Source organism: Enterobacter cloacae complex sp. BZL2005, assembly GCF_049238885.1.
GTDB lineage: Bacteria > Pseudomonadota > Gammaproteobacteria > Enterobacterales > Enterobacteriaceae > Enterobacter > Enterobacter roggenkampii.
In genome coordinates, this window is record NZ_JBMKGI010000011.1 from 27638 (window position 1) to 49085 (window position 21448).

General features: G+C 58.3%; 17 protein-coding genes. 9 read left to right on the top strand and 8 right to left on the bottom strand.

What is annotated here, in order from left to right; genetic code table 11:
- Window positions 1-262: 262 nt before the first annotated feature.
- The 4 genes from treR (at window position 263) to ACOTXI_RS17330 (ending at window position 5347) form a co-directional block, all read left to right on the top strand.
- Window positions 263-1210: a trehalose operon repressor TreR gene (gene treR / locus ACOTXI_RS17315; RefSeq protein WP_021240675.1), complete on the top strand. Its 948-nt coding sequence runs from the start codon at window positions 263-265 to the stop codon at window positions 1208-1210.
- Between the two features lie 129 nt (window positions 1211-1339).
- The gene (gene treB, locus ACOTXI_RS17320; RefSeq protein WP_023293415.1) at window positions 1340-2758 is read left to right on the top strand and encodes a PTS trehalose transporter subunit IIBC; all 1419 of its coding nucleotides are present in this window, start codon (window positions 1340-1342) and stop codon (window positions 2756-2758) included.
- A gap of 51 nt (window positions 2759-2809) precedes the next feature.
- On the top strand, window positions 2810-4465 hold the full coding sequence (gene treC / locus ACOTXI_RS17325) for an alpha,alpha-phosphotrehalase (protein WP_058654287.1): 1656 nt from the start codon (window positions 2810-2812) through the stop codon (window positions 4463-4465).
- Window positions 4466-4600: 135 nt separating this feature from the next.
- A complete protein-coding gene (locus tag ACOTXI_RS17330) occupies window positions 4601-5347 on the top strand; it encodes an oligogalacturonate-specific porin KdgM family protein (RefSeq protein ID WP_084831979.1) in 747 nt (248 codons plus the stop codon).
- Between the two features lie 8 nt (window positions 5348-5355).
- Here the strand turns inward: ACOTXI_RS17330 and ACOTXI_RS17335 are convergent, their stop codons facing one another.
- A complete protein-coding gene (locus ACOTXI_RS17335; protein ID WP_087855458.1) occupies window positions 5356-6015 on the bottom strand; it encodes a MurR/RpiR family transcriptional regulator in 660 nt (219 codons plus the stop codon).
- Between the two features lie 179 nt (window positions 6016-6194).
- On the opposite strand from ACOTXI_RS17335, the gene ACOTXI_RS17340 reads away from it, so the two are divergent.
- The 5 genes from ACOTXI_RS17340 to nrdG all read left to right on the top strand — a co-directional run bounded on the left by ACOTXI_RS17340 (window position 6195) and on the right by nrdG (window position 13855).
- Window positions 6195-7598 carry a PTS fructose transporter subunit IIC gene (locus ACOTXI_RS17340; RefSeq protein ID WP_072205870.1) on the top strand — a complete coding sequence of 468 codons (1404 nt, stop codon included), beginning with the start codon at window positions 6195-6197 and terminating at the stop codon, window positions 7596-7598.
- Between the two features lie 10 nt (window positions 7599-7608).
- Window positions 7609-10206 carry a glycoside hydrolase family 38 C-terminal domain-containing protein gene (locus ACOTXI_RS17345; RefSeq protein WP_058654290.1) on the top strand — a complete coding sequence of 866 codons (2598 nt, stop codon included), beginning with the start codon at window positions 7609-7611 and terminating at the stop codon, window positions 10204-10206.
- 1 nt (window position 10207) lies between these two features.
- Window positions 10208-10777, top strand: a complete 570-nt coding sequence (locus ACOTXI_RS17350) for a fructose PTS transporter subunit IIA (RefSeq protein WP_058654291.1) — start codon at window positions 10208-10210, stop codon at window positions 10775-10777.
- A 369-nt stretch (window positions 10778-11146) separates the two neighbouring features.
- Complete coding sequence (gene nrdD / locus ACOTXI_RS17355; RefSeq protein WP_023293422.1) at window positions 11147-13285, top strand: anaerobic ribonucleoside-triphosphate reductase; 2139 nt, start codon at window positions 11147-11149, stop codon at window positions 13283-13285.
- A gap of 105 nt (window positions 13286-13390) precedes the next feature.
- Entirely contained in the window at window positions 13391-13855 is a 465-nt protein-coding gene (nrdG, locus tag ACOTXI_RS17360) for an anaerobic ribonucleoside-triphosphate reductase-activating protein (protein WP_058654292.1), read from the top strand.
- 32 nt (window positions 13856-13887) lie between these two features.
- On the opposite strand, the gene ACOTXI_RS17365 is transcribed toward nrdG, so the two are convergent.
- Genes ACOTXI_RS17365 through ACOTXI_RS17395 form a run of 7 tightly spaced genes read right to left on the bottom strand, consistent with a single transcriptional unit; the run spans window position 13888 to window position 21426 of the window.
- Complete coding sequence (locus ACOTXI_RS17365) at window positions 13888-15798, bottom strand: BglG family transcription antiterminator (protein WP_023326576.1); 1911 nt, start codon at window positions 15796-15798, stop codon at window positions 13888-13890.
- Window positions 15799-15817: 19 nt separating this feature from the next.
- Window positions 15818-16954, bottom strand: a complete 1137-nt coding sequence (locus ACOTXI_RS17370) for a lactonase family protein (RefSeq protein WP_023345317.1) — start codon at window positions 16952-16954, stop codon at window positions 15818-15820.
- Between the two features lie 25 nt (window positions 16955-16979).
- Window positions 16980-17720, bottom strand: a complete 741-nt coding sequence (gene dagF, locus ACOTXI_RS17375; protein WP_058654293.1) for a 2-dehydro-3-deoxy-phosphogluconate aldolase — start codon at window positions 17718-17720, stop codon at window positions 16980-16982.
- Window positions 17717-18835: a DgaE family pyridoxal phosphate-dependent ammonia lyase gene (locus ACOTXI_RS17380; protein WP_023345315.1), complete on the bottom strand. Its 1119-nt coding sequence runs from the start codon at window positions 18833-18835 to the stop codon at window positions 17717-17719. Before ACOTXI_RS17380 ends, dagF begins: the two co-directional genes overlap by 4 nt.
- The gene (locus ACOTXI_RS17385; protein WP_025911974.1) at window positions 18819-19952 is read right to left on the bottom strand and encodes an amidohydrolase/deacetylase family metallohydrolase; all 1134 of its coding nucleotides are present in this window, start codon (window positions 19950-19952) and stop codon (window positions 18819-18821) included. The genes ACOTXI_RS17380 and ACOTXI_RS17385 overlap by 17 nt, the downstream gene beginning before the upstream one ends.
- Before the next feature lie 42 nt (window positions 19953-19994).
- The gene (locus ACOTXI_RS17390; protein WP_058654294.1) at window positions 19995-20636 is read right to left on the bottom strand and encodes a DUF4310 family protein; all 642 of its coding nucleotides are present in this window, start codon (window positions 20634-20636) and stop codon (window positions 19995-19997) included.
- A 13-nt stretch (window positions 20637-20649) separates the two neighbouring features.
- Window positions 20650-21426 (bottom strand): DUF4311 domain-containing protein, encoded by a 777-nt coding sequence (locus ACOTXI_RS17395; protein WP_008501408.1) that lies wholly within the window; start codon window positions 21424-21426, stop codon window positions 20650-20652.
- Between the last annotated feature and the right edge of the window lie 22 nt (window positions 21427-21448).

Below are 21448 nucleotides of genomic sequence, written 5' to 3' on the forward strand. Positions count from 1 at the left end.
CAGCAACAGGCTGGCTTACCGGAAAGAACGCATTCTCCCGTTCAGGAGAGGTGTGGGATCGGGATCCATGAAGCCTCCGGTAAGTAAAAAGTAGGGTGTCGCCGCGCAGTATAAGGATTTAAGCGTACCCTTTTTGATGATTCGGGCGGTATTATACCCCCCTGCAAATAAACCGAACGTAAACCAGATTTAGCCCATAGCGAAATCGCGCTATAGCATTAGGCTCAATTCATTACATTGTCGTTGTTACAGGGAATACAGCATGCAGAACCGCCTTACGATTAAAGACATCGCGCGTTTAAGCGGCGTGGGGAAATCGACCGTCTCACGCGTGCTGAACAACGAAAGCGGCGTCAGCGAACGCACCCGCGAGCGCGTTGAGGCGGTCATGAATCAGCACGGTTTTTCCCCTTCCCGATCCGCGCGCGCCATGCGCGGGCAGAGTGACAAAGTGGTCGCCATCATTGTCTCGCGTCTGGATTCTCTGTCTGAAAACCTTGCCGTGCAGACCATGCTGCCCGCCTTCTATGAGCAGGGATATGACCCGATCATGATGGAGAGCCAGTTCTCGCCCCAGCTGGTAGAAGAGCATCTGGGGATGCTCCAGCGGCGCAACATTGACGGCGTGGTGCTGTTCGGCTTTACCGGCATCAAAGACGAGATGCTGAAACCCTGGCAGCCGTCGCTGGTGCTGCTGGCGCGCGATGCCCACGGTTTTGCCTCCGTCTGCTATGACGACGAGGGCGCGATTATCACCCTGATGCAGCGCCTGTTTGACGAAGGCCATCGCCACATCAGCTTCCTCGGCGTACCGCACGCGGACGTTACCACAGGCAAGCGACGCCATGAGGCCTATCTGGCGTTTTGCAAAAAGCACAACCTCTCCGCCGTGGCCTCCCTGCCGGGGCTGGGCATGAAGCAGGGCTACGAGCAGGTCGCCAGCGTCCTGACGCCGCAGACCACCGCGCTGGTGTGCGCCACGGATACGCTGGCGCTGGGCGCGAGTAAATATCTGCAGGAGCAGCGTATCGACGGTCTGCAGGTGGCGAGCGTCGGCAGCACGCCGCTGATGAAGTTTTTGCACCCGGAGATCATCACCGTCGATCCGGGCTACGCTGAGTCCGGCAGACAGGCCGCCGCGCAGCTGATCGAGCAGATCAACGGGCGCGCAGAGCCGCGTCAGATCGTTATTCCTGCCCACCTTTCATAACCCCCACCAATCGGTTTATTGTGATCTTCGCCCGATTTCGGGAACGTTCCCATTTTCGCCGTCACGCTGAAGGAGTAGGCTTGCGCTCAGGTCATTACACCCCCTCACCATCTGTCATGAGGTTTCATGATGAGTAAAGTCAAACAAGCAGATATTGATCAGCTGATCGTCCTGGTCGGCGGCCGCGAAAACATCGCAACCGTTAGCCATTGCATTACCCGCCTGCGCTTCGTTCTGAACGATCCGGCCAAAGCGAACCCGAAGGCGATTGAAGAGCTTTCCATGGTAAAAGGCTGCTTCACCAACGCCGGTCAGTTCCAGGTGGTGATTGGTACTGAAGTGGGCGATTACTATCAGGCTCTGCTGGCGACCACCGGGCACAGCGCGGCGGATAAAGAGCAGGCCAAGAAGGCTGCGCGCCAGAATATGAAGTGGCACGAGCAGCTGATTTCCCACTTCGCGGAGATCTTCTTCCCGCTGCTGCCGGCGCTGATCAGCGGAGGCCTGATTTTAGGCTTCCGTAACGTCATCGGCGACGTGCCGATGAGCGACGGCAAGACCCTGGCGCAGATGTACCCGGCGCTGAAAACCGTGTACGACTTCCTGTGGCTGATTGGCGAAGCGATCTTCTTCTATCTGCCGGTCGGGATTTGCTGGTCCGCGGTGCGCAAGATGGGCGGTACGCCGATCCTCGGTATTGTACTCGGCGTCACGCTGGTCTCTCCGCAGTTAATGAACGCTTACTTACTTGGTCAACAGGTGCCGGAGGTGTGGAACTTTGGCCTGTTTACCATCGCCAAAGTGGGCTATCAGGCGCAGGTCATTCCGGCCCTGCTGGCGGGCCTGGCGCTGGGCTTTATCGAAACCCGACTGAAGCGCATCGTGCCGGATTACCTTTATCTGGTGGTGGTGCCGGTGTGCTCGCTGATTCTGGCGGTCTTCCTGGCGCATGCCTTTATCGGTCCGTTTGGCCGCATGATTGGCGACGGCGTGGCCTTCGCGGTGCGTCACCTGATGACCGGCAGCTTCGCCCCGATTGGCGCCGCGCTGTTTGGCTTCCTGTACGCCCCGCTGGTGATCACCGGCGTGCACCAGACCACGCTGGCGATTGATATGCAGATGATCCAGAGCCTCGGCGGCACGCCGGTCTGGCCGATTATCGCCCTGTCGAACATTGCTCAGGCGTCCGCGGTGACCGGCATCATTATCGTCAGCCGCAAGCACAACGAACGCGAGATCTCCGTTCCGGCGGCCATCTCCGCCTACCTCGGCGTCACCGAACCGGCAATGTACGGTATCAACCTGAAATACCGCTTCCCGATGCTCTGCGCGATGATCGGTTCCGGTCTGGCAGGCCTGGTGTGTGGACTGAACGGCGTGATGGCGAACGGGATTGGCGTCGGCGGCCTGCCGGGCATCCTCTCCATCCAGCCCGCTTATTGGCAGGTGTTTGCCCTGGCAATGGCCATCGCCATTATCGTCCCAATGGCGCTGACCACCGTGGTTTACCAGCGTAAGTTCCGTCAGGGCTCGCTGCAGATTGTTTAACTTCATCTTTCGGGGCGCAGTTGCGCCCCTTCGCATTTGCAGGAACGCATTATGAATACCCTTCCTCACTGGTGGCAGAACGGCGTCATCTACCAGATTTACCCAAAGAGTTTCCAGGACACCACCGGCAGCGGCACCGGCGATTTACGCGGCGTGACGCAGCGTCTGGACTATCTGAAAACCCTCGGCATTGACGCCATCTGGCTGACGCCGTTTTATATCTCTCCGCAGGTGGACAACGGCTACGACGTGGCGAACTACACCGCCATCGATCCGGCCTACGGCACGCTGGATGATTTCGACGAGCTGGTCGCTGAGGCGCACGCGCGCGGCATTCGCATCGTGCTGGACATGGTGTTTAACCACACCTCCACGCAGCACGCCTGGTTCCGCGAGTCGCTGAACAAAGCGAGCCCGTACCGCCAGTTCTACATCTGGCGAGACGGCACGCCGGAGCAGCTTCCCAACAACTGGCGCTCCAAGTTTGGCGGCAACGCCTGGCGCTGGCACGCCGAGAGCGAGCAGTATTACCTGCACCTGTTCGCGCCAGAGCAGGCGGACCTCAACTGGGAAAACCCGGCGGTGCGCGCCGAGCTGAAAAAGGTGTGCGAGTTCTGGGCCGATCGCGGCGTGGACGGCCTGCGTCTGGACGTCATTAACCTGATTTCAAAAGATCAGGATTTCCCGGACGACAACATCGGCGACGGTCGCCGCTTCTATACCGACGGGCCGCGCATTCATGAATATCTCCAGGAGATGAGCCGCGACGTCTTTACCCCGCGCAACCTGATGACGGTAGGCGAGATGTCCTCGACCTCGCTGGAGAACTGCCAGCAGTATGCGTCTCTCGATGGCCGCGAGCTGTCGATGACCTTTAACTTCCATCATCTGAAGGTGGATTACCCCGGCGGCGAAAAGTGGACGCTGGCGAAGCCGGACTTCGTGGCGCTAAAAACCCTCTTCCGCCACTGGCAGCAGGGGATGCACAACAAAGCCTGGAATGCGCTGTTCTGGTGTAACCACGACCAGCCGCGCATCGTGTCGCGCTTCGGTGACGAAGGAGAATACCGGGTTCACGCCGCGAAAATGCTCGGCATGGTGCTGCACGGGATGCAGGGCACGCCGTATATCTATCAGGGTGAAGAGCTTGGCATGACCAACCCGCACTTCAGCCGCATCACCGATTACCGCGACGTGGAAAGTCTGAACATGTTCGCCGAATTGCGCGCCAGCGGCCGCGAGCCGGATGAATTACTGGCGATTCTGGCGAGCAAGTCCCGCGACAACGGGCGAACCCCAATGCAGTGGGACGCGTCGCACAACGCGGGCTTTACCGAGGGCGAGCCGTGGATTGGCGTCTGCGATAACTACGAAACCGTGAACGCCCGCGCGGCGCTGGACGATGCGGATTCGGTGTTCTACACCTATCAGTCGCTGATTCGCCTGCGCAAAACCCTCCCGGTGCTGACGTGGGGGGATTATGAGGATCTCCTGCCGGAACACCCTTCCCTGTGGTGCTATCGCCGCCAGTGGCAGGGGCAGACGCTGATGGTGGTGGCGAACCTGAGCCGGGAACGCCAGCAGTGGCAGCCGGACCCGGTACAGGGCGCCTGGCGGGTCGCTCTCGGCAACTATGATGACGTCCCCTCCCGCCCCAATGCGCGGCTATTGCGCCCGTTTGAAGCCATCTGGTGGGTGCAGGAATAAATACCAGGAGATACAGCATGCTGTATCTCCTTTTTTATGTTTAGCGATACGCTAAATGTACGACGATAACTTTTACATCACGCTGTGCCCAAAATAAAAATAGCCCTGCCAATTAAATAACCTCGGCAGGATATGATGAAAAAGACAATTATTAAAGCAACGTGTATTAGCGCATTATTATTAAGCACGCAGGGATGGTGCGGAAATACATCCATCGACCTTCGATTTGGTCATAATACGCGCTCAGACGTAAATGATTCACGTATTAAGGTCATGCATCAGGCAAATAACGGTTTTTACTTCTCCGTTGAAGCCGCACAAAACCACAACGATACCTTTTTTGGTGATACCGACCGATATAATCCCGATGACAAAGGGTTAACGGAAGCAGCACAGGAGATTGAAACGCGCTGGCGCTTCGATCTGGGTAATGGCTTCGCCGTTGCGCCTGGCATGGTGACGGTTTTCACCGCCAGCAATACCCATTACCGTCCCTTCATTCAGGGCTGGAAAGCGTTCGATAACGGTCTGAACCTCTCCGCCCGTTACCGTTATAACACCGTCAATGACGCACACAGCGACAAAGAATTAGACGGCAGCGGCTACACCCGCCGCCAGTCACACCAGTTCGACATTTGGTTCGCGTATAACATTGGCAAATTCGGTCTGTCCTACAACCCGCGCTTCCGCTGGCAGGATGATGTCGATCAGGGAACCGGGGATGACACCTACTGGGAGCATACCGTTGCGTTCAACTACAAGCTCGACGATGGCTGGACGCCTTACGTCGAGCTGGTTTCACTGGATAAAACCTACATCACTGCCGATGGCAGTCATGAAAATGATTATGCCGTACGTCTGGGGATAGTGAAGCAACTCTGACGGTCTGACTACACCGTATCGTGCTGCAGCAGCCTGCAGCCGATACGGTCCACGGCGCTTAATAGTTCAAGCTGCCCTTCCCGCTGATACAGCGATACCGCGTTAATGTCGATCGGTAACGGCCAGCATAGCGATGAGATCGCCGCCAGTGTCGATCCCTCGCGGGTAATCGCAATAATCTTTAACCCTTTGCGCAACGCGTTACGCGCCATTTCAATCAGCGACTGCGTCTCCCCGGATTTACTGATCAGCACCAGCGTCCCCTTCGATACCCGTGTCAGCTGGTGCATATCATTCAAAATAAGGTGCGGCAGGCTCGCCAGCGATAAAAATCGCGACAGGTAATTGAGGCTGGTGAGCGAGACTCCCCGTGCGTACAGATAGATATGGCTGGAATGGGTAAGCAACCTGGACACCTCCGCCACAATATTGTCCGCCTGCGGCCCTACGTCTGGCTCTACAGGTGCGGGTGAAAAATGATCGCGCAAAAAACGATACCGAAGCTCGGTATAACTTTTATAGCCCATTTTTTTACACACACGATTAACGGAAGTTGTCGTCGTAAAGGTATCACGGGCAATCTGTTTTGCCGATATATTAGAAATATTACACGCGTGATGCTGAATGTATTCAAATATCAAACGTTCACTTCCCTGGAATGAATTCATAAATTACGCCCTGTTTAATCCCGGCATGATATTAACACAACGGGAAAATAGTCTCTGGAAGACGCTTCACACATTGCATTTACGCGTATCACGATACGTAATTAGTATTAGCAAACATTAAAAACCGGTTTAGGTTCTCTTTATACTTTCACTGTTTTCACATCCAGGGAATTTTGACAATGACGAAACAAAAAGTTGTCGCGGTGACGGCCTGCCCGACAGGCATTGCGCACACCTTTATGGCGGCGAATAAAATTACTACATGGGCTAAAGAGCACAATATCGAGGTAAAGGTCGAAACGCAGGGCAGCGATGGCGTTAAAAACCGCTTAACGAAACAGGATATCGCCTCCGCCACGGCCATTATACTGGCAACCGACGTTCCCATTCAGGATGCCGAGCGCTTTGAAAACGTTCCCCACCTTCAGACCCGCACGCAAGAGCTGATTAAGCATACCGATCGCTATCTGCGTCAGGCGCTGGCCATGGAAAAAAACGTCACCGCCACTACCGTCGAAGACGAAGACGATCTTCCGCGTTCGGCTTACCAGACTTTTATCGGCCATATCATGGCGGCCATCAGCTATATGCTGCCAGTGGTGGTCATGGGCGGGCTGATGATGGCAACGGCCAAAATCACCGGCCAGTTTATTAACATCGACCACTCGCCGTTCAGCGTGCTGGATAAAGTGGGCTTTATGACCATTAAGTTCATGTATCCTGTTTTCGCCATGTATCTGGCATTTTCCGTTGCGGGTAAACCGGCGCTGATCCCCGGGCTTATCGGCGGCATCATGTCAGACGAGGTCTACAAGCGCTTCTTCGATATCGAAGGCTTTATGCCGTCCGGCTTCTTTGGCGCGATTGGCATCGGCTTCTTTGTAGGCTATCTGGTGCGCTGGCTGAATGATTCCATTCACGTCCGCCAGCAGCTCACCACCATTAAGACCATGCTGATCGTCCCGCTGATCACCGGCATTACGCTGGTGATGGTCATGGAATACCTGATCAACCCGATTTTTGGCTCGCTTAACCAGCTGATGGTGGTCTTTTTTACCTCGGCAGGTGACACCGGGCGCGGATTCTATTCCGCGATGATCGCCGCGGGCACCGCGTTCGACCTGGGCGGTCCGGTCAACAAGGCGGCAGGCTCGGTCGCGCTCGGCCTGAATGGCATGAGCGAAACGTTTGATCTCACCGCCCGCGAACTCTCCATCGTGATCCCCTCTATTGGCGTCGGCTTTGCGGCGTTTCTCAACGGCCGCTTTGGACTACCGGATGTCTTCAGCCGGGAAGAGAAAACCGTCGGGAGTACCTCGTTGCTGCTGGGCGTGATTGGGATCTCCGAAGGCGCGATCCCGTTCATCCTGAAAAACCCACGTCTGATCCCGGTGTTCATGACCGGTGCCGTTGCCGGCGCGCTAATCGCCATTGCACTTGGCGTGAAGCAGACGCTGCCTCTGCCTGCCATCTGGGGCTGGCCTCTGGCAACCAATGTGGTGGGCTACCTGGCGAGCGTCTTTATTGGCGCACTGATTTGCGCCCTGGGCGTGCTCTATGTCAGCCCAAAGAACGCCAGGTAAGGGGAACGTCATGAATCAGATCCACGTCATTGCCCATACGCACTGGGATCAGGAGTGGTATTTCACCCGTCAGGACAGCATGGTGCTGGCATCCTATAACTTTGCGGATGTCATCGACACGCTGGAGCGGGACCCCGCTTACAGCTGCTATCACCTTGACGGACAGATGGCGGTAGTGGAGGACTTTCTCGCCATCAATCCCGATTATCGCGCCAGGCTGGAAACCCTCGTCAAAGAGAAAAGAATCTTTGTGGGGCCATGGTATACCCAGACGGACACCTACAACGTGCATGGCGAATCCATTATTCGCAATCTCAAGTACGGCATTTTCGCCGCCCGCACGCTGGGGCATGCTATGCAGGTCGGGTACCTTCCGGACACCTTTGGCCACAATGCTCAGATGCCCACCATTTTGCAGGGCTGCAATATCGACAATATCGTCTTCTGGCGCGGCATCGATCACGACAGACAAGCGAAAAGCAGCCAGTTCCTCTGGCGCGCGCCGTCTGGGGCGACCGTTATCGCCTGCGCGATGGCATTCGGTTATGGCGCAGCTAAAAACATGCGTTCAGACGCGAGCCATCTGCAGGGAAAAATCTTCCCGATGGTCAATCTCCTGCGTTCACGGGCCGGGATAAACGACCTGCTCCTCCCCTGCGGCGGCGATCAGGTCTGCATCGACCCGGCGCTGCCGGAAATTCTGCAGGTCGCCAGCGCACGCTCTCCCGATGGGGATCGATACGTTATCAGTTCGCTGGAGCGCTACGTCGACATTCTGCGCGCGCAGCGTGAACAGTTTGAAGGCTGGGAAGGGGAGCTGAAATCGCCGCGCTACACCCGCATCCATAAAACGATCGGCTCCGTGCGCTACGACATAAAAAAGAAAAATGATGAGGTGGAGCAGTTCATCCTGCGGCAGCTGGAGCCGACAATCGCCATGGCGCGCCATCAGGGGATTGCGGTCAACCTCTCGGTGGTCGATACGCTCTGGAAGAAGCTGTTGCGAAGCCATGCCCACGACTCTATCGGCGGCTGTAATAGCGATACCACCAACCGCGACATACTGCATCGGCTGGAGCAAACCGAACAGCTGTGCCACAGCCTTTGGAACCTGGTGGTAAAAACCCTGGCCGCCGCCTGCGCTCAGGAAAATGACCTGCTGATTTTCAACCCGCTGGGCACCCCAACGCAGCGCGTAGTGATAACCACCCTGTATAGCCGTGCTGATAATATCGCCCTGACATATCAGGGGCAGCCCATCCCTTTCGACGTCCTGAAAAGAGACATTCTGCCCGGCGGAACGGCGATCTCCCTTAGCGCTGAAGGCGAATGTGAAACGCCCCTTCCTCCCTATTATCGCTGGCACGTTGCTGTGAAGACACCGGTTCTGCCGCCGGTCGGCTATCTCAGCGTTAACGTTAACGATGACCCGGCGCCTTTCCAGCAGCAGGAACAGACAAAGGGCAGCGAGATAGAGAATGCGCATTATCGATTAACGCTGGACGCCGGAACGCTCACCCTGCACGACAAACGCAGCGGCAGATGCATTCCCTCTTTCTTTACTCTCGAAGACTGCGCGGATGCGGGCGACAGCTACGATTTCTCACCGCTTGCGGGCGACACGCCGACGCGGTGCGACCAGTTCACGCTCGTCGACTGCCTGAAAACGCCGCTTGTCGAAAAGCTGATCGTGGAAGCCACCCTGCTTCTTCCGCCGGATCTCGCAGACCGTCAGGAAAATGCCCGAACGCCGTTATCCCTTCGTCTGGCGTGTGAATTACGCGATCACGATCCGAACCTGTATGTGGACAGCTCGCTGGAAAACAGCCACTGCGATCACCGGCTACGTTTGCTGATTAACAGCGATATTCACACCCGCCACGCAATCTCCTCGCAGCCCTTCGCGATCATCGAGCGCGAAACGGGGTGTCACGCTGAAGAGTGGCAGGAACACTATCGCGAAATGCCCGTGGATATCGAAACCAGCGAGGGAATCATCGCTGTCGCACAAGCGGGCAAAGCGCTGGTGGTGAATAGCCGCGGCATGAAGGAGTTTCAGATAATCGGCGACGCACCGGCTACGGTTGCCCTGACGCTGTTTAAATCAACGGGCGTGCTGGGACGCAGCGATCTCGACTGGCGACCGGGCCGGGCATCCGGCATCAATAATACGGTGGTCGAGACCCCCGATGCCCAGTTGCTGAAACCGTTGCGCTTCTCCTTCACCGTCGCGCTGGCCGATAGCGCCGATCATCTCACGCTTCGCCAGCTGGAAAATCAGACAGCGGGACAGCCCTTCACCTATCAACGGCAAACGCTGCACACGCTCGATCACCGTCTTGAGCGCTTTTCGTTGCGTCTGCCCGACCGCAGGCTTCCGGCAGAATTCTCATTATTGAACCTGCCGGAGCCGCTCATCCTCTCTGCCTTGCCCCATGCGCAGCAGTCGCAGGGTACGGTAATTCGCGTGTTTAACGCCGGCACGGAGCCCGTTCCCGTCCCGGCAAGCCTGGAGGGGTTTCGTCAGATCAACTATCTGGAAGAGCCGGTGCAGCCGGTAACGGCTATTCCCCCTTTCGCGACCTGCGATTTTTTAATGGAGGCTTAATATGAACCTGCTTGCATTGACGCATCCCGATCTGGTTTTTATCAACCCGCCGCACCGTTCGCCTGAAGCGCTAATACGCTGGCTCGCCGAACCGCTCGCCAGGCAAAAAATCATCAGTGATGAAGAAACGTTCATCCAGAGCGTGTTACAACGCGAAAGTGAAGGTCCTACCGCGCTGGGTGAGGCGCTCGCCGTCCCGCACGGTAAAACCGAGGCGGTGCAGCAGGCGGCGTTTTGTCTGGCGCTCTTTGACGACCCGATACGCTGGCCCGGGCTGGATGGTGACGAAGAGGTGAGAATGGTTTTCCTGCTCGCCATTCCGCCCGCGGAAGCAGGGAGTACCCATATGCAGCTGCTGACGACGCTGACCTGTTTATTGACGGAAGATCGGGTGCGTGAGCGACTGCTGGCGGCGCGCACCCGGGAAGAGGCGATGTCCGCGCTGAGTGCTGAAGAACCACAAAGACAGGACGATGCTCCTGAACGCTCCTTTCTCATCCCGGTGGTGCTGGGCAGTATCGCAACCGCAGCCTTTTTGCAGGCGGGACTGAGCTGGGTCTGCGGGAGTTAAATGAACAGCGCTTAGCACACACCGTGCTGAGCGCTTGTTTTTGTTGAATAATCAATCAGATTTTTCTCGCCCGCCTTTACAATCGCTGAAGCGCCCGTCGTTTGTACTCTCGTCTTTTTACTTTGTTCTGCATCAAATAAATCGCAAACATGTTTGATGCAAATCACTATATGTAGCACTTAAAATGCACGCCGACCCAACATCTTGTATTTATCGTCTACTATTCCAACAACAAGACGGCGCTTACGCTGGCCGGAATTGTGGATAACACGAGCTGGGAACGCGGGAAGTCTTTGGCCTGGCGGGAAATGCGTCCGGTGAATACTTCTCCACCTCTGTGGATAACCTGTTTTTAAAAATGGAGTGATCATGACACCGCATGTGATGAAACGTGATGGCTGTAAAGTGCCGTTTAAATCAGAGCGCATCCAGGAAGCCATTCTGCGTGCAGCTAAAGCAGCGGGAGTCGATGACGCAGATTACTGCGCCACCGTCGCAGAAGTCGTTAGCAGCCAGATGACTGAACGCAGCCAGGTTGATATCAACGAGATCCAGACCGCGGTTGAGAACCAGCTCATGGCAGGGCCCTACAAGCAGCTGGCGCGCGCCTACATTGAGTACCGCCACGATCGAGACGTGCAGCGCGAGAAGCGCGGCCGCCTGAACCAGGAGATCCGTGGCCTGGTGGAGCAGACCAACTCTGCGCTGCTCAATGAAAACGCCAATAAAGACAGTAAAGTGATCCCCACCCAGCGCGACCTGCTGGCCGGTATCGTCGCCAAACACTATGCCCGTCAGCATCTGCTGCCGCGCGACGTGGTCTCGGCGCACGAGCGCGGCGAGATCCACTACCACGATCTCGACTATTCGCCGTTCTTCCCGATGTTCAACTGCATGCTGATCGATCTGAAAGGCATGCTGACCCACGGCTTTAAAATGGGTAACGCGGAGATTGAACCGCCTAAGTCGATCTCCACGGCTACCGCGGTCACGGCGCAGATCATCGCTCAGGTCGCCAGCCATATTTACGGCGGCACCACCATTAACCGCATTGACGAAGTGCTGGCCCCGTTCGTGACGGCGAGCTTCAACAAGCACCGTAAAACCGCCGAAGAGTGGCAGATTCCGGACGCGGACGGCTATGCGCATTCCCGTACCGAGAAAGAGTGCTACGACGCCTTCCAGTCGCTGGAATATGAGGTGAACACGCTGCACACCGCCAACGGCCAGACGCCGTTTGTAACCTTCGGCTTTGGCCTGGGCACCAGCTGGGAATCACGCCTGATCCAGCAGTCGATCCTGCGCAACCGTATTTCCGGCCTCGGCAAAAACCGTAAAACCGCCGTGTTCCCGAAACTGGTGTTCGCGATTCGTGACGGCCTGAACCACAAGTTTGGCGACCCGAACTACGACATCAAACAGCTGGCGCTGGAGTGCGCGAGCAAGCGCATGTACCCGGACATCCTGAACTACGATCAGGTCGTCAAAGTCACCGGTTCGTTTAAAACGCCAATGGGCTGCCGCAGCTTCCTCGGCGTGTACGAGGATGAAAACGGCGAGCAGATCCACGACGGGCGCAATAACCTGGGCGTCATCAGCCTGAACCTGCCGCGCATCGCGCTGGAGGCCAAAGGCAATGAAGCTGAATTCTGGAAACTGCTGGATGAGCGCCTGCAGCTGGCGCGTAAGGCGCTGATGACCCGCATTGCGCGCCTCGAAGGGGTCAAAGCCCGCGTGGCGCCGATCCTCTATATGGAAGGGGCCTGCGGCGTGCGCCTGAAGGCGGACGATGACGTATCCGAGATCTTCAAAAACGGCCGCGCGTCGATTTCGCTGGGCTACATCGGCATCCACGAGACCATCAACGCCCTGTTTGGCGACACGCACATGTACGACAGCGAAGCACTGCGTGAGAAAGGCATCGCCATCGTTCAGCGCCTGCGTGACGCGGTAGACCAGTGGAAAGAGGAAACCGGCTACGGTTTCAGCCTGTACAGCACCCCAAGCGAGAATCTGTGCGACCGCTTCTGCCGTCTGGACACCGCCGAATTCGGGATTGTGGAAGGCGTGACCGATAAAGGGTACTACACCAACAGCTTCCACCTCGACGTCGAGAAAAAGGTGAACCCGTACGACAAGATCGACTTCGAAGCGGCGTATCCGCCGATCGCCAGCGGCGGCTTCATCTGCTACGGCGAGTACCCGAACATTCAGCACAACCTGAAAGCGCTGGAGGACGTGTGGGACTATAGCTACCAGCACGTGCCGTATTACGGGACCAACACGCCAATTGATGAGTGTTACGAGTGCGGCTTCACCGGTGAGTTTGAATGTACCAGTAAAGGCTTCACCTGCCCGAAATGCGGCAACCACGATGCGGCTCGCGTCTCCGTGACCCGTCGCGTATGCGGCTATCTCGGCAGCCCGGACGCCCGTCCGTTTAACGCCGGCAAACAGGAAGAAGTGAAGCGCCGCGTGAAGCATCTGGGAAATGGGCAGATCGGTTAATCCGCTGCCACGTTAATGCCCGGTGGCGCTGCGCTTACCGGGCCTACGGACCGCTCTCTTTTGTAGGCCGGGTAAGCGCAGCGCCACCCGGCGTGGTTATTCGCAATGAACTATCACCAGTACTACCCTGTCGACATCGTCAACGGCCCCGGCACCCGCTGCACCCTGTTTGTTTCAGGCTGCGTCCACGAATGCCCCGGCTGCTACAACAAAAGCACATGGCGACTCAATTCCGGCATGCCGTTCACCGCGGAGATGGAAGATAAAATCATCAACGACCTGAACGACACGCGCATCAAACGCCAGGGGATCTCGCTCTCCGGCGGCGATCCGCTGCACCCGCAAAACGTGCCGGATATGTTGAAGCTGGTGAAGCGCATTCGCGCAGAGTGTCCGGGAAAAGATATCTGGGTCTGGACGGGCTACAAGCTGGATGAACTGAATGCGCAGCAAATGGAAGTCGTGGGTCTGATTAACGTGCTGGTCGACGGCAAGTTCGTGCAGGATTTAAAAGACCCGGCGCTCATCTGGCGCGGCAGCAGCAACCAGGTTGTGCATCATTTGCGTTGATCAAAGGCGGATATTATCCATCCGCCCTTATCTCAAAAACGACTCAAACTCTCCATCGCCACCGCCTTAAACCCGGCGAAATCCTCGCAGCTACAGAGCCGTGACATCGCCCGCTCGCGCAGGAAAGTGACGAAAATATCGTAAATCGCCATCGCCTCTTCGTACTCGCTTTTGCTGATGGCGAGCAGGAAGATAACGTGCGCGGTTTCGTCGCCCCACTGCACGCCGTGCGGGGCCAGCACGGTGTAGACCACCGTCTTCTGCGCCAGCAGGCCGAGGGAGTGCGGCAGCGCGATGCCGTCGCCGAGCATGGTGCTGACGATAGCTTCACGCTCAACAACCGAATCCAGAAACTCCGCGCCGACAAAGCCTTCGGCCTCAAGCTGTTCACACAGCTCGCGGAAGAGCGTCTGCTGATCGATCGGCTTGTCGATAATGCGGAAATGGGCCGCGTCGAAGTATTTATCCAGCATCCACGGGCGGGTGCGGTCCACCAGCACCAGCTTGCCAATCTGTTCTAACTGGTAGTCGGTCGGGAACGGGGCGATCATCACCACCGGTTTCGACTTTTCGCTGACGCGGGCGGTCGCGATCACAAAGTCTTCGCTAATGGTTTCCGCCAGCTCGTACTCGCGCAGGGTGAGCGTGCGCGTCACCTCAATCTGCGGGTATTTACGCTGCAGTACCGCCTCAATCATGCGCACCATGGCATTACCGGCGTCGCACACTAGCAGCACGCGCGGCTGACGCTGGTAGCCGATGTTGTAGTGGCGCTCAAGCCCGACGCCAATATGCAGCACCAGGAAGCCAATCTCGTTTTCGCTGATCACATACGGCGTGTATTTGCCCCAGCTCGACACCGCAGCCAGCGTCATGTCCCACGCCATCGGGTAGTGCTGCTTGATGTTATCCAGCAGCGGATTGGGGATCATGATTTGATACCGCACGCGGGTGATCATGGTTTTAATGTGCGTGAGCAGGTCCGCGTGCAGCTGCGCGTCGCTGAGCAGGTTGTAGTTATAGTGAGTGTTGATATAGCGCAGGATGTAGTTGACCAGCGCCTCGTCGTCGTCAGCGTTAATGGCGCTGGGCGCGATCTCCTGAATCTGCCGCGCCGCAATGTGCACGCACAGCCAGCTCTCCTCCGACGGCGAAAGCGCCTTGCCCGCCAGCTGCTGGAGGGTGACCGCGATATCCTTCGCCGCCTCGCGCACGTTCTCTTCCACGTCTTCGGCATGGAATTCCGGCAGCGGGTAACCTTCGCTGATGCGACGTACCGACACCGCGCAGTACAGGCGCAGGAACAGCTCGCCTTCATCGGTCAGGCGAATGTGGTGACGGGTCAAGGCGTCGTGCAGCACCGGCACCATCTGCTCCGCCACGCCCGCATTCAGCGCCACGTCGGTCACCAGCGGGTTCAGGCTATCCTGCTGCGCCAGCTCCCAGAGCAGATCGGTCAGGCAGGCGCGGGTCGACATCTCGCTGCCAAACAGCTTCATGCCGTGGCGCGGACGGGTTTCCAGCGTCAGGTTGTAGCGATGAAACCACTCGCGCACCTCCGCCATATCGCTTTGCAGCGTGGCGCGGCTGACGAACCATTCGTCCGCCAGATCCTCCAGCTTAAGCGAAAACGCCGAGGTCAGAAAACGCACCACCAGATAATGCACGCGCTCCGGCCCGGTCCGCGGGATACGCAGCGCGCGCGGGTGGGATGCCTGAAGCTGCTGATAGCGCTCGGCGTCCTCAATTTTGAGCTGGTAGCCGTTGCCCCGGCTCAGGATGAACTGCGCGCCGTGGCTGGCCAGCAGCGCGTTCAGGGCGGTGATGTCCGCACGGACGGTTCGCGTGGAGACCGACAGCCGCTGCGCCAGCTCGTCCTGCGGCAGCGTCTCGTTTTGCAACAGGTCGAAAAGTTGCGCCAAACGTTGGTTCGGAAATCGCACGTCGTTGTCCTCTTACGGCTTAAGGTGAAATGACCATCTGGGATGGGCTGCCGACCGGGGTATAGTCTGGCTCAAAGCTCAATTTCCCGTCCTGCGCCACGCGGAAGCGGGTAATGTTGTCGCTGCGCTGGTTCATGACGTACAGCCAGCGCCCTTGTTTATCGAGCGTCAGGGTGCGCGGGTAGTCACCGCGCGTCCACACATCGTCCTGATGCGTCAGCGTGCCCTCCGCCGTTACGGTAAAGTGCCCGATGCTGTTATGCAAACGGTTAGCCACATACAGCTGCTTACCGTCGGCGCTTAATGCGAGCCCGGCAGCAAAGCTGGTGCCTTTGTAGCCTTCCGGCAGGGCAGAAACCGTTTTACCCTCTTTCAGGGTGCCGTTGGTATTCACGGTATACCGGGTGAGCGTAGACGCCTCTTCGTTAATCAGCCACAGGGCATCGCCCTTCGGCGTAAAGACAAAGTGGCGCGGCCCGGCGCCTTTCGAGGAGGCGCTGATAAACGGCGGATCGTTCGGCGTCAGCTTTCCTGTCCGATCGTCAAAGCGGTATTGGTAGATGCGATCCAGCCCAAGATCGGTGGAAAACACGTATTTCCCGCTCGGATCGGCGGCGATCATATGCGCATGGGGGCCGTTATGATCGCTGATCGCGAAGCTGCCCTCGACGGCAGCTTCCGGCTTCGCCGCGCCCGGTTCGCCTTGATCCTGATGTGTGTCCGTGGCGTCACCCAGGCTGCCGTCTGCGTTAACGGGTAAAACGGCAATGGAGCCGCTGACGTAGTTCGCCACCAGCAGATGCTGGCCGTTCGGCGTCAGGGAGAGATACACCGGCCCGGCCCCGCCGGAGGCCACCTGACTGAGCTCGCTCAGCTCACCGTTATCGCCGACGCGCAGCGCCTGCACCACGCCCTGCTCCACTTCGCTTGCCAGATACAGCGTTTTGCCGTCCTGTGAAAGGGTCAACTGCGCCGCATTCGGCAGTTTGCTTACCAACGTTTTATCGTTCAGTGCACCGGTTTGCGGGTTAACAGTAAAACGGTACAGCCCTTCACCGTTTGGATTATAGGTACCCACCCAGGCGTATTGCGTCTGGGCGACAGCGGCGGTGGCGAACATTGAGAGTGAAGCGACAAGCAGGGTACGGGTGTGCATGGTGGCTCCTGTATAGGTGTGAGTTCTACTTCACCAGCTTCTTCGTCATCGCCAGCAGCGTACGCACATCTTCCGGACGCGTATCACCGCTGGCTTTGTCGATAATCGAGCTGTAGATATGCGGGATGATTTTGCTCACGCCCGCGTCGAGGGCGATCTGCAGGATCTCCTCATAGTTTTCCAGATCGATACCTCCGGTCGGCTCCAGCCAGAAGTCGTGACGGGCGCAGGCTTCCGCCACCGCTTTGTACTCGTCACGGCACTTCAGGCCGCCCATCGGGAAGTATTTGATAGAGCTGCCGCCGAAATCTTTCAGCAGAGCAATCGCCGTTTCCACCGGCACAATGCCGTCCATAGCTGCGCTGCTCAGCGGGCCGGTGGAGATTTTCACCATCCCGACGTTACCGGTCGGAGAGACCAGACCGTTGACCACGGAGTCATTTTGCCCCAGCAGCGCGCGACTGGTGGCCACGCCGGTAAAGACCTGGTTAACGTGCTGCGGCTGCACCTGGCGGGAGATTTCACTCACCATCGCCGACTGGTTCGGATCGCCCGCGCCCAGGCCAACGGAGAGCGCGTTATCAATCAGCTTCGCGTACTCACGCATATCCGCGACCGCGCTCGCCACGTCCGGGTAATTTTTGGAGAGCACGCCCACCAGCACGTGGCCTTCCGCCGCCTCGTAGATGGCGCTGGCGTTGGCCTTTGAGCCAGCCAGCACGTTCAGGCAGACGCGGTCACGGTAAAAGTTGGGGGTCAGTTTCATGCGTTTTTCTCCTGTCCTAATACTTCGCTAATGCGGCGGTACACAATGTTCAGCTGGTCAGCATTCACGCTGCGCACGTCCGCTTCGATAATCCCTTCGTTGGCCTTGTAGCCACGGAAGTAAATGGCGTACTCGCCCTGCTTGAGCTTCGCCACCAGGTCCCCCGTGCCGAGGCCGGTGGTGGCTTCGTCAAACTTAATCTCGGTGCGGGCGATGTCGCGTCCGGCGCTGTCCCAGACCACGCGCGCGGTCACACCATTCAGGGTGTTGAGCGCCTCGATAAACGGCGTCATTTTCGCCACCATCTCGGCACCGCTCTCTTTGGTGGCCGTCAGATAGTGTTCGATGGCGCAGGTCAGGCCAAGAATGCCCTCTTTACCCACCTTCATGGCGCGGCCAATCCCCGCCGTCTGGCGCTTCACCCACTCAACGTACTGGGTCTTGCCGATCACCAGCCCGCTGGTGGGGCCTTCGATCGCCTTCGCACCGCTGTAGATCACCAGGTCCGCGCCGGCGCGGTAGTACGCGTGCAGATCTTCTTCCGCCGCGGCATCGACGATGAGCGGCAAGTCGTGTTTACGTGCGACAACCGCCGCCTGCTCGACGCTGAGCATGCTTTTCTGCACGCAGTGGTGAGATTTGATGTACATGATCGCCGCCGTGCGCGGGGTAATCGCCGCCGCCAGCTGATCGGCGGAACATTCGTTGGCGTAGCCCGCTTCCACCAGCCTGCCGCCGCCCAGCGCCACCATGGTGCCCACCGGCGCGCCAAAATTCACGTTGTGGCCTTTCGGCAGGACGATCTCGTTGTTCTCAATCGGGGTGACGTGCAGGTTTTCCAGCAGCCAGTCGCTGTCTTTCACCAGCACCGCGGCCACGGACTGGGCAATGCCCGCCGACGCGCAGGAGACCACCGTCGCCCCTTCCACGTCCAGCAGCTTCGCGATGTACTCCCCGGTTTTATTGACCAGATCCTTCATCTCGAAATAGTGATTCATGCCGTCCATCGCCGCCTGTACCACCTCCGGGCGCGGCGTGGAGACGCCCAGCGCCGTCATGCGGCCAGAGGTGTTGATAACCTGCTTTAAGCGGTACTTCTCATAAATCGAAGGCATGTTCCGTGCTCCCTTGTTCGGTCATGTAGCCCTTGCCCGCGCGGATCGCGGCAAGCGGCACCAGTATGTGTTCAGCCTGCAGGCTGTCGTTTTCGGCATCCGTCAGCACCGTCGGCTGACGTTTAAGGGTGAACAGCGTCAGGTCGGCATCGAGACCCGGCTGAATGCGGCCTTTGCGCGTCAGGCGCAGGCCGTCGGCGGCGTTCGCCGTGACGCAGTCAATCACCTGCGGCAATGACATGCCGATGGCGAGGAATTTCGACATCACGCTTGCCAGCGAGCCCACTGGGCCGTTGATGCGGTTGCGGCAGTAGATGTCCGAGCTGATGGTGTGCGGCAGAATGCCCATCGCGATGGCGCGTTTCGCCACCTCAAAGCTGAAGCTCGCCGTGCCGTGGCCGACGTCCAGACGCACGCCGCGCTTCAGCGCAGACGTAATGGAGGCGCGCAGCTCGCCGGAGGGCGTCAGAATGCGGTTAGGCTTGCCGTTGTAGCAGTGGGTGATGATATCGCCGGAGCTCAGCAGCTCGGCAATTTCGTCGAGGTTCGGCGGGTTGTTGCCAATGTGCACCATCAGCGGCAGGTCGCCGTTCTCTTTCTGAATGGCTTTGGCGCGCGCCAGCGGCGTGATGCCGTTGTCACCGACCACGCTGCTGCTCATGCGCGCCTTCAGGCCGACGATAAAATCAGGATGGCGTTTCACCGCCTCTTTCACCGCGTCGGCGTCAATATTGGCCATGTTGGCCAGCTCGTTCTGGGCAATCAGCCCCACGCGGGAGATGTTCAGCAGGGCAAAGACCTCGGTGGAGGCCTTGCGGGTAATCGCGTAGAAATCGTCCACGTCGTCGGCCCCGGTGCTGCCCGCGTCCACCACGGTGGTCACGCCGGTGGCAACGCCCACGCTGTCCGGCTCGTCGTGGTAAATCGGGGAGTTCGGGTAGCAGTGTACGTGGGAGTCAATCCAGCCTGCGCTGACGAATACGTCACCGTTTAGCTCCACCGTTTTGCGGGCGGGAGCGTCTATGTCGCCCGTCGCGGCGATCTTCCCGTCCTGAATGGCGATATCGGTCAGGGTATCGTCGGCGAGGCGCGCACGGCGCAGGAGTAAATCAAACATGAGGATCTCCTGAAAAGGCAGGCGCCGGAGCGCCCGCGGGTATTAAAGGGCAACCGGGAACAGCCAGCCCAGAATCATTGCGCCGAGGATAGCGCCACCGGTAATGGGCTTCTGCCAGATGTAGAACAGCAGCGCACCCAGCAGAGAACCCGCGCCAATCGGAATGGAGGCGGTCATGGCGCTGAGGATAATCAACGGTCCGAGGAAGCGGCCGGAAGCGTTGCCAGCCCCCATCATCACGTCTGCGCCGTAGGTGGAGTTGCTCTGGTTGATGGTGAACTTACGCGCCAGGATGATGACGTAGCCAATCGCAAGGCCAATCACCAGGCCGGTGATCAGCGCGGCAATGAAGTTGGTCACCGGGAACATGATCCCCGCGCCCAGCAGCAGCGCCGGAACCCCGAGGCCCACGCCGGTCTGGATCGCCCCGCCGATGTCGAGAATACCGACCAGCGACCCTTCGATAATACGGGCGAACAGGAAGCTCGCGCCAAACGCTGCCACCGCGCCGTAAACGCCGGTATCAATGCCCGCTTTCAGCATCGCCACGAAGGCCACTTCGTTAAACGCGCCGATGCCGTAGAGGTAGTACATGTGCGTCCCGGCAAACACGCCGGAGGAGAGCAGGCCAACGAAGATCGGGAACGACCAGTCGGCATACCAAAAACCTTTATTCTGTTCCATGTCGAGGCTCCTGTTATTTACCGCTGAGCGAGTTGTGGATCATGTCGAGCCAGTTCGGCACGGTCAGATGGAAGGATTCGATCATCTTCATGTCGAAACCGCGGAAGAAGCCGCTCAGCACGAAGAGCAGAACGATCGCCGCCATCATCACTTTGGTGACGTGGTTCCAGCCGCTCTCTTCCACGCCTTTACCGATCAGGATCCCCAGCACCAGGCCCGGTACGGCGTTGCCCATAATCAGCTGCGCCGCGCCGCCAAAGATGGTGGCCCAGAAGCCCGATTTTTTACCCGCGTCGATGGCCGCCAGCCAGAAGATCACCGGCATCACGGTGTTGACCAGCAGGTTCGCGGCAGGCACCAGCACCTTCACGGCGGTGACCTGAAGCGCAGCGGGCACGGAGGAGGCAGTCAGGTTAAGGAAGGTCACGACGATCATGCCGATCACGCCGCAGGCAATCGCCATTTTGCGCGGATCGTGCAGCGTTTCGCCGACGTTACGGTTTTTGATCATCAGCGCGGCAGCACCCCAGTTTGGGATGATGCGGTGGTCAACGTCCTGTGTGAAAGCCCCTGCGGCCACGGAAGAGGCCCAGGCGTTAAAGAAGAAGCCTAACCCAAAGGAGAAGTGGGACGCCGGATCCCCTTCGCAGGAGTTCAGTTCCCCCAACGTACGAAACGCGCCCATACCCTGAGTGGTAGGCGCATGAAACATGCGTGCAGCCCCGGCCCCGACACCGACGCCTACCAGGCCGCCGATGATGAGCGATTTTATTAATATAATTAAGAACATCAGTCTGCCCTTTTATGAATAA